The sequence below is a fragment of the Streptomyces sp. NPDC024687 genome, from assembly GCF_055559055.1.
Genome location: NZ_JBVHLJ010000007.1, coordinates 374,808 through 390,122, shown reverse-complemented (window position 1 = coordinate 390,122; position 15,315 = coordinate 374,808). Strand labels below are relative to the sequence as shown.

Genomic DNA, 15,315 nt, shown 5'->3' with positions numbered 1-15,315 from the left:
TTGTCACATTCCTCGTCGGGGAGCCTCGGTGGCTCCCTGGCCCGCGGCCACGTCCCGCAGATACGGGTTGGTGGCGCGCTCCTGGCCGATGGTCGTCTGGGGGCCGTGGCCAGACAGCACCACGGTCGAGTCGTCGAGCGGCAGGCACACGCGGGCCAGCGAGTCGAGCATCTCGGCCATGTCGCCGCCGGGCAGGTCGGTGCGTCCGATGGAGCCGGCGAACAGCAGATCCCCGGAGAAGAACACGGAGGGGATCTCCGCGGTCTCGGGCATCCGGAAGGTCACCGACCCCTTGGTATGGCCCGGCGCGTGCGCGACGGACAGCTCCAGGCCCGCGAGCTCCAGCTTCGCGCCGTCGGTCAGCTCCTTGACGTCGTCCGGCTCTCCCACGGTGATCTCGCCCATGAGCGGCATCCCGATGGAACGCCCGAGACCCATCGACGGGTCCTTCATCATGTAGCGGTCCTCGGGGTGGATCCACGCCGGTACGCCGTGCGCTCCGCACACCGGGACGACCGAGGCCACGTGGTCGATGTGGCCGTGCGTGAGGACGACCGCGACGGGCTTGAGCCGATGCTTTCTCAGCGCTTCCTCGACGCCTTCGGCGGCCTGGTGGCCGGGGTCGATGATCACGCACTCCTCACCGGCGGCGGGGGCGACGAGATAACAGTTCGTCCCCCAGGCCCCGGCGGGGAACCCGGCAATGAGCACGATCGTCCTCGTTTTGTGTGGGTACGGGCGGTCTTCCGGGCGGCTGCCCCAGTGGTCAGAGCCTACCGGCGCTGCCGATTCCTCAGCGAACCCATATACGGTACGGGGCACACGCAGGCGGTCGGTTCATAGGACGCATGCGTACCGGTCGGCGTACGAGACGCATGAGGAGAGAACCCCGTGGTCACCCAGGAACAGCGGAAGCGGCAGCTCGCGCGGGAGAAGTTCTTGCGGCAGCAGCAGCGGCGCACGGCCGCGCGCCGCAAGGCCCGTGTACGCAACTCTGTGATCGCGTCGGTGCTCGGCGTGATACTGGTGGGCAGCCTGGCGCTCTACACGTCCGGAGTCATGAAGGACGACGACAAGGCCAGCGCGAGCGCTCAGACCACTCCCAGCGCGGCGCCGACCAGCAAGGCGCCGGACCCGTGCGAGAAGCCGGCCGCCGGCAAGGTCGAGACCCAGACCTGGAAGAAGGAGCCGGCGCTGTCCATCGACAAGTCGGCGAAGTACACCCTTGACCTCGCGACGACCTGCGGGAAGATCGACATCGCGCTGAAGACGTCGGCGGCCCCGCACACCGTGAACTCGTTCGACTTCCTGGCGAACAAGGGCTTCTTCGACCACACCAAGTGCCACCGGCTCACCACCAACGGAATCTACGTCCTGCAGTGCGGCGACCCGACGGGTTCCGGCAGCGGCGGACCGGGCTACACCATCCCGGACGAGAACCTGAAGGACAAGAGCCTCAAGTCCAACGTCTACCCGGCGGGCACCGTCGCGATGGCGAACACCGGGCAGGCGCACACCGGCGGCAGCCAGTTCTTCCTCGTCTACCAGGACAGCCAGCTGCCGCCGAGCTACACGCCGTTCGGCACCATCTCGGCATCCGGTATGAAGGTGCTGAAGAAGATCGCCGCGGCCGGTGAGAGCACCGGCGCGGGCGACGGCGCACCGAACGCGACCGTCGTGATCAACAAGGCGACGGTCACCAAATCCTGACCGTCAAGTGCGGAATTTCGGTCGCGCGGGATGCGGACAGGCAACCCGCCGGTCGCCTATGTTGGCCGTGACGAAACTGTGGACGATGTCCGGGGGCGAGGAAGCCTCCCGCAGGCATCATGTGGAGGAGGCGCTGTGAGCAGCGACCCGTGGGGCCGCGTCGACGAGACGGGGACCGTGTACGTGCGAACGGCCGACGGCGAGCAGGTCGTCGGTTCCTGGCAGGCCGGCTCCCCCGAGGAAGCCCTGGCCTACTTCGAGCGCAAGTACGAGGGCCTGGTTGTCGAGATCGGCCTCCTCGAGAAGCGGGTGAAGACCACCGACCTGTCGGCGAAGGACGCTATGGCGGCCATCGACCACATCCGCGAGCAGGTCGACGCGCATCACGCGGTCGGCGACCTGGAAGCGCTCAAGGTGCGGCTGGACAAGCTCGTGGAGACCGTCGACAAGCGCCGTGAGGAGCGCAAGCAGCAGCGCGCGAAGCAGTCCGACGAGGCCCGGCACGCCAAGGAGGCGCTGGTCGTCGAGGCGGAGGAGCTGGCCCAGTCCGACCAGTGGCGGGCCGCCGGTGAGCGGCTGCGCGCGCTGGTGGACACCTGGAAGGGTCTGCCGCGCCTGGACCGCAAGTCCGACGACGAGCTGTGGCACCGCTTCTCGCACGCCCGCTCGGCGTTCTCCAAGCGTCGCAAGGCCCACTTCGCGTCGCTGGACGCCCAGCGCGAGGATGCCCGCAGGACCAAGGAGCGGCTGGTCGGCGAGGCCGAGGCGCTGTCCGGGTCGACGGACTGGGGTCCGACGGCCGCGCGCTACCGCGAGCTGATGACCGAGTGGAAGGCGGCGGGTCGCGCCCAGCGCGAGCACGAGGACGACCTGTGGAACCGCTTCCGCGGCGCCCAGGACGTGTTCTTCGCCGCCCGCAGCTCGGTGTTCGCCGAGCGGGACGCCGAACAGACCGAGAACCTCAAGCTGAAGGAGGAGCTGGCCGAGGAGGCCGAGAAGCTCCTGCCGATCGGCGACCTGAAGAGCGCCCGCGCCGCCTTCCGCGCGCTCAACGAGCGCTGGGAGGCCATCGGTCACGTTCCGCGGGACGCCCGGCCGAAGGTCGAGGGCCGGATGCACGCCGTCGAGCGCGCCCTGCAGGAGGCCGAGGAGACCGAGTGGCGCCGGACCAACCCGGAGGCACGCGCGCGTGCCGCGGGGCTGACCGGCCAGCTGCAGGCCGCCGTGGACAAGCTCAGGGGCCAGATCGACCAGGCGCGCGCCCAGGGCAACAACTCCAGGGCCGACAAGCTGGAGCGTGAGCTGGAGGGCCGCCAGGCGCTCCTGGACCAGGCCCTCAAGGGTCTTGAGGAGTTCGGCGGCTGAGGCCGCGTGTGACCGTATGCGAAAGGGCCCCGCACCTTGGTGCGGGGCCCTTTCGCATGTCTTCTACGACCTGTTCCGCGCCGACGTCACGCGGTACACGTCGTACACGCCCTCCACGCCCCTGACCGCCTTCAGGACGTGACCGAGGTGCTTCGGGTCGCCCATCTCGAAGGTGAAGCGGGAGGTGGCGACGCGGTCGCGGGAGGTCTGGACGGCCGCGGAGAGGATGTTGACGTGCTGGTCGGACAGGACGCGGGTGACGTCCGAGAGGAGCCGGGAGCGGTCCAGGGCCTCGACCTGGATGGCGACCAGGAAGACCGAGGACTGCGTGGGCGCCCACTCGACCTCGAGGATGCGCTCGGGCTCCCGGGACAGTGACTCCACGTTGACGCAGTCGCTGCGGTGAACCGATACGCCACTACCGCGGGTGACGAAGCCGATGATCGGATCGCCCGGGACGGGGGTGCAACAGCGGGCCAGCTTGACCCACACGTCGTCGACGCCCTTGACGACGACGCCCGGGTCCGTGCTGGTGCGGCGCTTGCGCCCGCGGCCGTGGGACGGCGGGACCGACTCGTCGATCTCCTCGGTGGCCGCCTCCTCGCCGCCGAGCGCGGAGACGAGTTTCTGCACGATGTTCTGCGCGGAGACATGCCCCTCGCCGATCGCCGCGTACAGCGCGGAGATGTCCGAGTACCGCATCTCGTGCGCGAGCGTGACGAGGGAGTCGCCGGTGAGGATGCGCTGGATCGGCAGGTTCTGTTTGCGCATCGCGCGGACGATGGCGTCCTTGCCCTGCTCGATCGCCTCGTCGCGGCGCTCCTTGGAGAACCAGGCGCGGATCTTGTTGCGGGCCCGCGGCGACTTCACGAAGTTCAGCCAGTCCCGGGACGGTCCGGCCCCGGCCGCCTTGGACGTGAAGACCTCGACGAGGTCGCCGTTGTCCAGGGTCGACTCCAGCGGTACGAGACGGCCGTTGACCCGGGCTCCTATGGTGCGGTGGCCCACCTCGGTGTGCACCGCGTACGAGAAGTCCACCGGGGTGGAACCGGCCGGCAGCGCTATCACGTCGCCCTTGGGCGTGAAGACGAAGACCTCGTTGCGCGAGAGGTCGAAGCGCAGGGACTCCAGGAACTCGCCGGGGTCCTCGGTCTCCTTCTGCCAGTCGAGGAGCTGACGCAGCCACGCCATGTCGTTGAGGTGGTCGTCCTTGCCGGTGGTCCTCGGCTGGTCCGAGCGGACCTTGGAGGTGCCGGCGACGGCCTCCTGCTTGTACTTCCAGTGCGCGGCGATGCCGTACTCGGCACGGCGGTGCATGTCGAAGGTGCGGATCTGCAGTTCGACCGGCTTGCCGTTCGGTCCGATGACCGTCGTGTGCAGCGACTGGTACATGTTGAACTTGGGCATCGCGATGTAGTCCTTGAACCGGCCGGGGACCGGGTTCCATCGCGCGTGCACGGTGCCGAGGGCGGCGTAGCAGTCGCGGACGGTGTCGACGAGGACTCGGATGCCGACCAGGTCGTAGATCTCCGCGAAGTCGCGGCCGCGGACGATCATCTTCTGGTAGACGCTGTAGTAGTGCTTCGGGCGGCCGGTGACGGTGGCCTTGATCCGGGCGGCGCGCAGGTCGGACTGCACCTCGTCGGTCACTATGGCCAGGTACTCGTCCCGCTTGGGCGCCCGCTCGGCCACCAGCCGCACGATCTCGTCGTACATCTTGGGGTAGAGGATCGCGAAGGCGAGGTCCTCCAGCTCCCACTTGATGGTGTTCATGCCGAGGCGGTGGGCGAGCGGAGCGTAGATCTCCAGCGTCTCGCGCGCCTTCTTCTCCTGCTTCTCGCGCTTCAGGTAGCGCATGGTGCGCATGTTGTGCAGCCGGTCGGCGAGCTTGATGACCAGGACGCGCGGGTCCTTGGCCATGGCGACGACCATCTTGCGCACGGTCTCCGCCTGCGCGGCCTCGCCGAACTTGACCTTGTCCAGCTTGGTGACGCCGTCGACGAGCAAGGCGACCGAGTCGCCGAAGTCGCGGCGGAGCTGGTCGAGGCCGTACTCGGTGTCCTCGACGGTGTCGTGCAGCAGCCCGGCCATCAGGGTCGCCGGGTCCATGCCGAGCTCGGCGAGGATGGTGGTCACCGCGAGGGGGTGCGTGATGTACGGGTCGCCGCTCTTGCGCTTCTGGCCCCGGTGCCAGCGCTCGGCGACCTGGTAGGCCTTCTCGATCTGACGCAGCGTCGCCGTCTCGATCTTCGGGTCGTTGCTGCGCACTATCCGCAGCAGGGGCTCCAGGACCGGGTTGTACGGGTTGGAGCGCTGGACGCCGAGACGGGCGAGACGGGCGCGGACGCGGTTGGAGGAGCCGGTGCGGGCGGACTGGCCGGTGTTCGGGCGGGCCGCCGGGGTGGCCGGTGTGGCGGGCTCGGCAGAGGCGGGCTTGGGCCGGGGCGGCTCGGCCGGCTTGTCGACGGGCGCGGACTGGGCGTGCTCGACCGGCCCGCGGGCGTCGCTCGTCGCGTTCTTCGCGTCCGGCGCGGGCTTCGCCGCGGGCGCCGAGGCGGGCTCGGGCTTGGCGGCTGGAGGTCCCCCCAGGCGTTCAGCACCGGGGGCGAGTGGCTGGGCCTCGTCTGGCAAGAGGACTCCTCGTGCGCGATCCGGGTCCCCAGGTCAGGCTCCGGAGAACCCATGGTAGCGATCCTGCGCCCCGGGATCGCCTTCGGACCGATGTGAGGGACGTCTACCTCTGGAACGCGACGGACTGGGGGCCGGCTTTGCGGGGTTCGGGAAGTGATCCGCGCGCCCTCACACGGAACGGCCGTCCCGGTCTCCCGGAACGGCCGTTGCGCAGTGCGTGCGTGCTGCTGTCGGCGGATCAGACCACCAGCAGTGCTTCCAGCGGGGCTCCGGCCAGGGCCGGCTCCAGGCGGGCCCGCCCGCCCAGGAAGCCCAGTTCCATCAGGACCGCGAGGCCGGCGACTTCGGCGCCCGCACGGCGGATCAGCTCGATGGACGCCTCGGCGGTGCCGCCCGTGGCCAGCACGTCGTCGACGATCAGGACACGGTCGTCGGCGGACAGGTCCTCCGCGTGCACCTCGATCTCCGCCGAGCCGTACTCCAGGTCGTACGCCTGGCTCAGGGTCGCCCCGGGGAGCTTGCCGGCCTTGCGCACGGGGATGAAGCCGAGTCCCGCGCGGATCGCGACCGGGGCGCCGAGGATGAAGCCCCGGGCCTCCAGACCGACGACCTTCGTGGCACCGGTGTCCGCGGCGACCGCGGCCAGCGCGTCGGTGAGGGCCGTGAACGCCGCCGGGTCCGCCAGGAGCGGGGTGATGTCCTTGAACATCACCCCCGGCTCCGGGTAGTCGGCGACATCGCGGATACGGCTGAGCAGCAACTCCTCGACGTCGGTCATCGGCGCTTCCCCGAGGGACGGCCACGGCCACGGCCCCGGGACGCGGGCTGGGTGCGCGGGCCGACGACCGCGTGGGCGGTGTCGTCGTCCGGCTCGTCGTCGCGGACGGAAGGCGCGTCGTCGGCCATCTCCTCCTCGACGGACGCCCCCTGGGCGCGCTTGGCCAGGACCCGCTTCTTGAGGGCCTTCATCGCCGGCTCGCGCTCCTTGAGGTCGGCGACGAGCGGGGTGGCGATGAAGATCGAGGAGTACGCACCGGCGGCGAGACCGACGAACAGCGACAGCGAGATGTCGTTGAGCGTGCCCGCGCCGAGGAAGCCGCCACCGATGAACAGCAGGCCCGCCACCGGCAGCAGCGCGACCACCGTGGTGTTGATCGAGCGGACCAGGGTGCCGTTGATCGAACGGTTGGCGATGTCGCTGTAGGTCCAGCGGTTCTGCTTGGTGATGTCCTTCGTCTGCTCCTTGAGGGAGTCGAAGACGACCACCGTGTCGTAGAGCGAGTAACCGAGGATGGTCAGCAGACCGATCACCGTGCCCGGCGTGACCTCGAAGCCGACGAGGGCGTAGATGCCGACGGTGATGGTGATGTCGTGGATCAGGGCGACGAGCGCCGCGATGGCCATGCGCCACTCGAAGGCGATCGCGAGATAGATCACGACGAGGACCATGAAGATCGCCAGACCCTGCCAGGCCTTGTTGGCGATCTGGTCGCCCCAGCTGGGGCCGACCAGGTCGGCGGCGATGGTCTCCGGGTCGACCTTGAAGTCCTTGGCCAGGTCCGTCTTGATCTGGTCGGACTGCTTGGTGTCCATGCCGGCGATCTGGATGCGCAGCGTGCCGTTGCCGAGCTTCTGCACGACGGCGTCGTGGCCGGAGGCCTCCTTCGCGAAGTCCTCGGCCTGGGACACCGAGACGCTGGTCTTCTCGGTGGTGAAGACCGCGCCGCCCTGGAAGTCGATGCCCATGTTGAGGCCGCGTACCGCGAGTCCCAGGATCGCCGTGATGGTGATCAGGATCGAGATGCCGTACCAGAGCTTGCGGTGACCGATGAAGTCGTAGCTGATCTCGCCACGGTGCAGTCGGGCGCCGAGGTTGCCGAGTTTCGACATGCTCACGCCTCCTTCGTGTGGGCGGGGGCGGGGCGGCGGGTGCGGCGCAGCGGTGGCTTGGCGCCCAGGCTCTTCGGGTCGAGGCCGGACCACTTGCTGCCGCTCGCGAAGAACTTCCGGCGGGCCAGCAGCGTCATCAGCGGCTTGGTGAAGAAGAAGACCACGACCACGTCGAGCACGGTGGTCAGGCCGAGCGTGAACGCGAAGCCCTGGACCTTGCCGACCGTCACGATGAACAGCACCGCGGCGGCGAGGAACGACACGAAGTCGGAGACCAGGATGGTGCGCCGGGCACGCGGCCAGGCCCGCTCGACGGCGGGGCGCAGCGAGCGGCCCTCCCGGATCTCGTCCCTTATGCGTTCGAAGTACACGATGAACGAGTCCGCGGTGATACCGATCGCGACGATGGCACCGCACACGGCCGGCAGGTTCAGCGCGAAGCCGATGGCCGGGCCGAGCAGCGCCATGAGCACGTAGGTGAGGATGCCGGAGACCAGCAGCGAGGCCATCGCGACGAGCGACAGGCCCCGGTAGTAGGCCACCAGGTAGATCACGACCAGCAGGAGGCCGATGGCACCGGCGAGGAGACCGGCGTGCAGCTGGTCACCGCCGAGCGCGGCGGTCACGGTGGTCACGCTCTGCTCCTGGAAGGAGAGCGGGAGAGCGCCGTACGACAGCATGTTGGCGAGGTTCTGGGCCTCGTCCTGCGTGAAGCTGCCGGAGATCTGGGCGCTGCCGCCGGTGATCGAGGAGCTGACGTAGGGGCTGGAGACGACCTCGCCGTCGAGGACGATGCCGAACTCGTTCTGCGGCTGGGTGTTCTTCGCCAGCTGGCCCGTGATGTCCGCGAACTTCTTGGCGCCCTTGCCGTTGAAGGCCATGGTGACCTGCCAGCCGGCAGCGGTCTGCGTGTCGAAGACCGCCTGGGCCTTCTTGACCTCGGTGCCGTCGACGGCGGCCGGGCCGAGCAGGTACTTGTACCAGACGCCTGAGCTCTCGCCGCAGCCCACGGTGGTCTCGCCCGGCTTGGCGCCGTCGCCCGCGGTGGTGCGCTGCGCCTTCTTCGAGCAGTCCAGGGCCGCGTACTGCGCCTGGAGCTTGGCGTCGGCAGAGGAGGTGCCGGTGCCGCCGCTCGCGGAGGCCGACGGGGACGGGGAGCTCGACGCCTTCGCGGACGCCGACGGCGTGGAGTCGGCCTTCAGCGCGTCGGTGACGGCGCGGCCCTGCGAGGTGGCGGAGGCCGACGGGGAGGACGACGAGGTCGCCTTCTCGCCGGTGGAGCCGGACTTGCTCGCGGAGGGGCTCGGCGAGGCGGTCGAGGAGCCGCTGGCGGACGGGCTCGGCGAGGTGGCCGCGGCGCTGCCGGTGGCCTCCTGGGCCAGGACTGGACGGAAGTACAGCTTGGCGGTGGTGCCGACCTGGTCGCGGGCCTCCTTGGAGTTGGTGCCCTTGGGGATGTTCACGATGATGTTGCGATCACCCTGGGTCTGCACCTCCGCCTCGGAGACGCCCAGGCCGTTGACACGGCGGTTCATGATGTCGACCGCGGTGTCCATGTTGGCCTTGTTGATCGCGGACCCCTGGTCGGCCTTGGCCTCCAGCGTGATGCTGGTGCCTCCGGCCAGGTCGATGCCGAGACGCGGGGTGGTGTGTCCGGAGAGGAACATTCCACCGGTGAGCGCCACGATGGCGATCAGGATCAGGGCCAGCGTGCGCCCTGGCTTGCTCTGGGCACTCGCGCTCCGGCCCCTTTTGGGTGCTGCCACCTTCTCGTACTCCCTCTCGGGCCGCTCTCGCGCCGGATCGGCGGGCGGGCGGCCATGACTGGTGTCGGGATTCCGTGCGAGCCGCGCAGGTCCGGGGCGCGCGGAGCTGGTCCGCGCGCCCCGGAGTGCGACTACTTCGCGTCGGACTCGCCGTCGGTCTTCTTCGGCTCGTCGTCCGACTTCGCCTCGGCGGCCTCGGTCCCGGCGTCGGCCTTGGCGGGCGCGTCGTCGGCGGGCTCCTCTGCCGTGTCCTTCTTACCGAGGTCGACGGACTTCTCGTCGGAGGCGGCGGCAGCTTCGTCGGCGGACTCGTCGGTCTCGGTGTCGGTGAGGGAGGAGGCGTCGTCGGGGACGACGTCGGAGTCGGACTTCAGGTCGTGCTCGATGCCGTGGACGATGCGGTTGTACTCGTCGTCGGTCAGGACGGCACCGATGGCGTTCTTCGCGAAGAGAAGATCGACGCCGGGAGCGGCGTCGAGGAGGACCGTGTCCTCGTTGACCTCCTTGACCGTGGCGTACATGCCCCCGATGGTGCGGACGCCGCTGCCGGGCTGCATGTCGTTCCGCATGCTCGCGGCCTGCTGCTGCTTCTTCTTGGCCGAGCGGGTCATCAGGAACATGGCCCCGATGAGCACGATGAACGGGAGGAGGGTCACGAGACTCACGGGTCGGTACTTCCTTCACGCGACCGCGAGGTGAGCGGCCTGATGGTTGGGGGTATGTCTGCCGCCGACAAGGGCGGCATCGGCGGAGTCTAAGCGAGTCCGCGCGCAGTGAACAACGCTCAGCATGGCACCAGGGTTCCTGACCCGGCCAATGCCCGCGCCGTCACGATCGCGTCACGTCCCGAACAGGTCCTGTTGTCCGTTTCCCGTGGCTGCCGAGCGGGGCGGGGTGAGGCCGAGATGCGCCCATGCGGCGGGAGTGGCGACTCGTCCGCGCGGGGTGCGGGCGAGCAGACCCTCCCGGACGAGGAAGGGCTCGGCCACTTCTTCGACGGTCTCGCGCTCCTCCCCCACCGCGACGGCGAGCGTGGACAGGCCGACCGGGCCGCCGCCGAAGAGCTTGAGCAGGGCCTCCAGGACTCCGCGGTCGAGGCGGTCGAGACCGCGGGCGTCGACCTCGTAGACCTTGAGCGCCGCCGCCGCGATGTCCCGCGTGATGACTCCGTCGGCCTTGACCTGGGCGTAGTCGCGGACCCGGCGCAGCAGACGGTTGGCGATACGGGGCGTGCCGCGGGAGCGGCCCGCGATCTCGGCGGCGCCGTCGGAGCCGATCTCGACGTCGAGCAGGTGGGCCGAGCGGTGGATGACGCGCTCCAGCTCGGCGGGTTCGTAGAACTCCATGTGCGCGGTGAAGCCGAAGCGGTCGCGCAGCGGGGGCGGCAGCAGACCCGCGCGGGTGGTGGCGCCGACCAGGGTGAAGGGGGGCAGCTCCAGCGGGATGGCGGTGGCGCCGGGGCCCTTGCCGACGATGACGTCGACGCGGAAGTCCTCCATCGCCATGTAGAGCATCTCCTCGGCGGGCCGCGACATGCGGTGGATCTCGTCGAGGAAGAGGACCTCTCCCTCCTGGAGGGAGGAGAGGATCGCCGCGAGGTCGCCGGCGTGCTGGATGGCGGGGCCGGAGGTGATCCGGATCGGGGCGTTCATCTCGGCCGCGATGATCATCGAGAGGGTGGTCTTGCCGAGGCCGGGGGCGCCGGAGAGCAGCACGTGGTCGGCGGTGGCACCCCGCGCGCGTGCGGCCCGCAGGACCAGGTCGAGCTGTTCGCGGACCTTCTCCTGGCCGATGAACTCGTCCAGGTCCTTGGGGCGCAGGGCGGCCTCGACGGCCTGGTCCTCACGGTCGGCGGACGCACCGACGAGCCGCTCGGCGGCGGTCTCGTCGGTGGTGTCGTCCCAGTTCACTGACGTTCTCCTAGCGGGCGCGGTTCAGGGTCTGCAGGGCGGCCTTCAGCAGTTGGCCGACCTGAGGCGTGCCCTCGGACGCCTCTGCCTGCGGGGTGACGGCGTTGACGGCCTCGTCGGCCTCGCGGGTGGCGTACCCGAGGCCGATCAGGGCGGCGTGCAGCTGGTCGCGCCAGCCCTGGCTGACGGGGGCGCCGATCGCGGGGGCGCCGAGCGGCTCGCCGAGCCGGTCCTTGAGCTCCAGGAGCAGCTTCTGGGCGCCCTTCTTGCCGATGCCGGGCACGGCGATGAGCGCCTTCTCGTCGCCCGTGGCCACTGCCCGGCGCAGGGCGTCCGGGGCGTGCACGGCCAGCATGGCCTGGGCCAGCCGCGGGCCGACTCCGCTGGCGGTCTGGAGCAGCTCGAAGACCTGGCGCTCGTCGTCGTCGACGAAGCCGTAGAGAGTGAGGGAGTCCTCGCGTACGACCAGGGAGGTGGCGAGCTTGGCCGGCTGACCGAGACGGAGGGTCGACAGCGTGTTCGGCGTGCAGTGCACCGCCATGCCGACACCGCCGACCTCGACCACCGCGGTGTCGGGAGCGAGTGCGGCGACCGTGCCGCTCACAAAGGCGATCATGCCGTACGGCCTTTCCGTGCTGTGGCTGCGTGCAGGGCGACGGCCTGCTGGAGTCGGTTCTGGGCGGGCGCGCGCCAGATGTGGCAGATGGCGAGTGCGAGGGCGTCGGCGGCGTCGGCCGGCTTGGGCGGCGCGTCGAGCCGCAGCAGGCGGGTGACCATGGCGCCGACCTGGGCCTTGTCGGCGCGGCCGCTGCCGGTGACGGCGGCCTTGACCTCGCTCGGGGTGTGCAGGGCGACGGGGATGCCGCGGCGGGCGGCGCACAGCATGGCGACGGCGCTGGCCTGGGCGGTGCCCATCACCGTACGGACGTTGTGCTGGCTGAACACCCGCTCCACGGCGACGCATTCGGGCCGGTACTCGTCCAGCCACTGCTCGATGCCCTGCTCGACGGCGACGAGCCGCTGCCCCAACTCTGCGTCCGCGGGCGTGCGGACGACCCCGACGCCGATCATCGTGAGCGGGCGGCCCGCGACCCCCTCGACCACGCCGACGCCGCATCGCGTGAGACCGGGGTCCACCCCGAGTACGCGCACGCGCCCCCCTCTCTTCGATTCGCCTGTTTGTGCAGGCTATCGGGTGCCACCGACAGAGCGACGGGCCGACGGGTGTGTCCCGTCGGCCCGTTGGCAGCTGAGCGTCGGCTCAGGCGTCGACCTTTTCCATGACCTCGTCGCTGACGTCGAAGTTGGCGAAGACGTTCTGGACGTCGTCGCTGTCCTCGAGGGCGTCGATCAGCCGGAAGATCTTCCTGGCGCCCTCCTCGTCCAGCTCGACCTGCATGGTCGGGACGAAGTTGGCGTCGGCGGAGTCGTAGTCGATCCCGGCGTCCTGGAGAGCGGTGCGGACGGCGACCAGGTCGGTGGCCTCGCTGAGGATCTCGAAGGACTCGCCCAGGTCGTTGACCTCCTCGGCGCCCGCGTCCAGGACCGCGCCGAGCACATCGTCCTCGGTGAGCTCGCCCTTGGGGACGATGACGACGCCCTTGCGGTTGAAGAGGTACGACACCGAACCGGGGTCGGCCATGTTGCCGCCGTTGCGGGTCATGGCGACACGCACGTCGGAGGCGGCGCGGTTGCGGTTGTCGGTCAGGCACTCGATGAGCACCGCGACACCGTTGGGGCCGTAGCCCTCGTACATGATCGTCTCGTAGTCGGCGCCGCCGGCCTCGAGACCGCCGCCACGCTTGATCGCGGAGTCGATGTTCTTGTTCGGAACCGACGACTTCTTCGCCTTCTGCACGGCGTCGTACAGCGTCGGATTGCCGTCCAGGTCCACGCCGCCCATGCGCGCCGCGACCTCGATGTTCTTGATCAGCTTCGCGAAGAGCTTGCCGCGCTTGGCGTCGATCACGGCCTTCTTGTGCTTCGTCGTGGCCCATTTAGAGTGGCCGGACATCTGCCTGTCTCCTTCGCGTAACCCATCTCTGCAACCAACGCCTGAGATCCTACAAGGACTCCCGCGTCCGGTACGCGCGCACCATGTCGACAAAGAGAGAGTGCACGCGGTGGTCGCCAGTCAGTTCCGGGTGGAACGACGTGGCGAGCGCGTTGCCCTGACGGACCGCGACGATGTGGCCGCCGTGCTCGGCGAGCACCTCGGCCTCGGCGCCGACGGACTCCACCCAGGGGGCGCGGATGAAGACGCCCTCCACGGGGGCGCCCGGCACACCCTTCACGTCGACCGCCGCCTCGAAGGACTCGTTCTGGCGTCCGAAGGCGTTGCGGCGCACGATCATGTCGATGCCGCCGATCGTCTCCTGGCCCGAACGCGGGTCGAGGATCTTGTCGGCCAGCATGATCAGTCCCGCACAGGTGCCGTAGACCGGCATGCCGTTGCGCACGCGCGCGCGAAGGGGCTCCATCACGTCGAACAGGACTGCCAGTTTGGAGATGGTGGTGGACTCGCCGCCGGGGATGACGAGGCCGTCCACCTCGGCGAGTTCGTCGGGGCGCCGCACCGGCCTGGCCACGGCGTCGGCCGCGGCCAGGGCGACGAGGTGCTCCCGGACGTCGCCCTGGAGGGCCAGGACGCCTATGACAGGAGTGCTCATGAGTGGTTACCAGCCGCGGTTGGCGTAGCGCTCGGTCTCGGGGAGGGTGTCGCAGTTGATGCCGACCATGGCCTCGCCGAGGTTGCGGGACGCGTCCGCGATGATCTTCGGGTCGTCGTAGAAGGTGGTCGCCTTCACGATGGCGGCGGCGCGCTTGGCGGGGTCGCCGGACTTGAAGATGCCGGAGCCGACGAAGACGCCCTCAGCGCCGAGCTGGCGCATCAGCGCGGCGTCGGCGGGGGTGGCGACGCCACCGGCGGAGAACAGCACCACGGGGAGCTTGCCGAGTTCGGCGACCTCCTTGACCAGCTCGTACGGGGCGCGCAGCTCCTTGGCGGCGGCGTACAGCTCGTGGTTGTCGTAGCCGCGCAGGCGGGCGATCTCGTTCTTGATCTGGCGCAGGTGGCGGACGGCCTCCACGACGTTTCCGGTGCCGGCCTCGCCCTTGGAGCGGATCATGGCCGCGCCCTCGGCGATGCGACGCAGGGCCTCGCCCAGGTTGGTGGCACCGCAGACGAAGGGGGTCGTGAAGGACCACTTGTCGGAGTGGTTGACCTCGTCGGCCGGGGTGAGGACCTCGGACTCGTCGATGTAGTCGACGCCGAGGGACTGCAGGACCTGGGCCTCGACGAAGTGGCCGATGCGGGACTTGGCCATGACCGGGATCGAGACGGCCTCGATGATGCCCTCGATCATGTCCGGGTCGGACATGCGCGCCACGCCGCCGTCCTTGCGGATGTCTGCCGGGACCCGCTCCAGCGCCATGACGGCGACGGCGCCCGCGTCCTCCGCGATCTTCGCCTGCTCCGGCGTGACGACGTCCATGATCACGCCGCCCTTGAGCTGCTCCGCCATACCGCGCTTCACGCGCGCGGTGCCGGTCTCGGGAGCCTGGTTCTCGATGCTGGACACGGGTTGACCTCGCTGAAGTGAAAGGGACTGCTGCAGCACCGAGGAAACGCCACCGGACCAGGCCACAGCAAGGGCCAATGGGGAGGCGGTGGATCGTTTTTGCCGCTGCGGGGTTCCGGGGGCGGGCCGCGCCGGTCGGCGAGACCGCGGATGGGCAGTGCGGGGGCGCTGCGCAATCGGTGGCCGGATCTGGTTGCCCTCCGGGTCACGGAGGAGGACGCGGCGGCCGATCCGCTGAGCCGTTGCGCCGCAGGACGCCGACGCTTCCCGGCCGGGGGCTGGTCTGATCGCCCTCCGGGCCGCGGAAGACTCGCCAGCTGACGCTGGTCACTGTCCTACCCGGGCCAGGGGCGACTCGTGCCCGTCCGCCGAACCATTGCCCCGCAGGGCACCAGCGCTTCCCGGCCGAAAGCCGGATCTGGTTGCCCTCCAGGCCACGCAAGGCCACTGGCGGCCGACGTC

At 69.8% G+C, this 15,315-nt stretch carries 14 protein-coding genes; 2 read left to right on the top strand and 12 right to left on the bottom strand.

Going from position 1 to position 15,315, the window contains the following annotated elements; all coding sequences use genetic code 11:
* Positions 1 to 3: 3 nt before the first annotated feature.
* Positions 4 to 711, bottom strand: a complete 708-nt coding sequence (locus tag ACZ39I_RS28295) for an MBL fold metallo-hydrolase (RefSeq protein WP_351992377.1) — start codon at positions 709 to 711, stop codon at positions 4 to 6.
* Between the two features lie 180 nt (positions 712 to 891).
* Here ACZ39I_RS28295 and ACZ39I_RS28290 point away from each other — a divergent pair, with 180 nt between their 5' ends.
* Complete coding sequence (locus tag ACZ39I_RS28290; protein ID WP_467247449.1) at positions 892 to 1,710, top strand: peptidylprolyl isomerase; 819 nt, start codon at positions 892 to 894, stop codon at positions 1,708 to 1,710.
* Between the two features lie 135 nt (positions 1,711 to 1,845).
* Complete coding sequence (locus ACZ39I_RS28285; RefSeq protein ID WP_467247447.1) at positions 1,846 to 3,075, top strand: DUF349 domain-containing protein; 1,230 nt, start codon at positions 1,846 to 1,848, stop codon at positions 3,073 to 3,075.
* A 63-nt stretch (positions 3,076 to 3,138) separates the two neighbouring features.
* On the opposite strand, the gene ACZ39I_RS28280 is transcribed toward ACZ39I_RS28285, so the two are convergent.
* From ACZ39I_RS28280 to pdxS, 11 genes are all read right to left on the bottom strand, one after another.
* Positions 3,139 to 5,706, bottom strand: a complete 2,568-nt coding sequence (locus ACZ39I_RS28280) for a RelA/SpoT family protein (RefSeq protein ID WP_467247445.1) — start codon at positions 5,704 to 5,706, stop codon at positions 3,139 to 3,141.
* 238 nt (positions 5,707 to 5,944) lie between these two features.
* A complete protein-coding gene (locus ACZ39I_RS28275) occupies positions 5,945 to 6,484 on the bottom strand; it encodes an adenine phosphoribosyltransferase (RefSeq protein WP_467247443.1) in 540 nt (179 codons plus the stop codon).
* Positions 6,481 to 7,596, bottom strand: coding sequence for a protein translocase subunit SecF (gene secF / locus ACZ39I_RS28270; RefSeq protein WP_451475724.1), 1,116 nt, complete (start codon positions 7,594 to 7,596; stop codon positions 6,481 to 6,483). Before secF ends, ACZ39I_RS28275 begins: the two co-directional genes overlap by 4 nt.
* Before the next feature lie 2 nt (positions 7,597 to 7,598).
* A complete protein-coding gene (gene secD, locus ACZ39I_RS28265) occupies positions 7,599 to 9,362 on the bottom strand; it encodes a protein translocase subunit SecD (RefSeq protein WP_467247441.1) in 1,764 nt (587 codons plus the stop codon).
* A 131-nt stretch (positions 9,363 to 9,493) separates the two neighbouring features.
* Entirely contained in the window at positions 9,494 to 10,027 is a 534-nt protein-coding gene (yajC, locus tag ACZ39I_RS28260) for a preprotein translocase subunit YajC (RefSeq protein WP_467247439.1), read from the bottom strand.
* A 174-nt stretch (positions 10,028 to 10,201) separates the two neighbouring features.
* Positions 10,202 to 11,272, bottom strand: coding sequence for a Holliday junction branch migration DNA helicase RuvB (gene ruvB / locus ACZ39I_RS28255; protein ID WP_352389995.1), 1,071 nt, complete (start codon positions 11,270 to 11,272; stop codon positions 10,202 to 10,204).
* 10 nt (positions 11,273 to 11,282) lie between these two features.
* The gene (ruvA, locus tag ACZ39I_RS28250; protein ID WP_467247437.1) at positions 11,283 to 11,888 is read right to left on the bottom strand and encodes a Holliday junction branch migration protein RuvA; all 606 of its coding nucleotides are present in this window, start codon (positions 11,886 to 11,888) and stop codon (positions 11,283 to 11,285) included.
* The gene (ruvC, locus tag ACZ39I_RS28245; protein WP_467247435.1) at positions 11,885 to 12,424 is read right to left on the bottom strand and encodes a crossover junction endodeoxyribonuclease RuvC; all 540 of its coding nucleotides are present in this window, start codon (positions 12,422 to 12,424) and stop codon (positions 11,885 to 11,887) included. The genes ruvA and ruvC overlap by 4 nt, the downstream gene beginning before the upstream one ends.
* Before the next feature lie 109 nt (positions 12,425 to 12,533).
* Positions 12,534 to 13,286 (bottom strand): YebC/PmpR family DNA-binding transcriptional regulator, encoded by a 753-nt coding sequence (locus ACZ39I_RS28240; protein WP_020117485.1) that lies wholly within the window; start codon positions 13,284 to 13,286, stop codon positions 12,534 to 12,536.
* Positions 13,287 to 13,335: 49 nt separating this feature from the next.
* Positions 13,336 to 13,941 carry a pyridoxal 5'-phosphate synthase glutaminase subunit PdxT gene (pdxT, locus tag ACZ39I_RS28235; RefSeq protein ID WP_467247433.1) on the bottom strand — a complete coding sequence of 202 codons (606 nt, stop codon included), beginning with the start codon at positions 13,939 to 13,941 and terminating at the stop codon, positions 13,336 to 13,338.
* 6 nt (positions 13,942 to 13,947) lie between these two features.
* Positions 13,948 to 14,853 carry a pyridoxal 5'-phosphate synthase lyase subunit PdxS gene (pdxS, locus tag ACZ39I_RS28230; protein ID WP_057614185.1) on the bottom strand — a complete coding sequence of 302 codons (906 nt, stop codon included), beginning with the start codon at positions 14,851 to 14,853 and terminating at the stop codon, positions 13,948 to 13,950.
* Between the last annotated feature and the right edge of the window lie 462 nt (positions 14,854 to 15,315).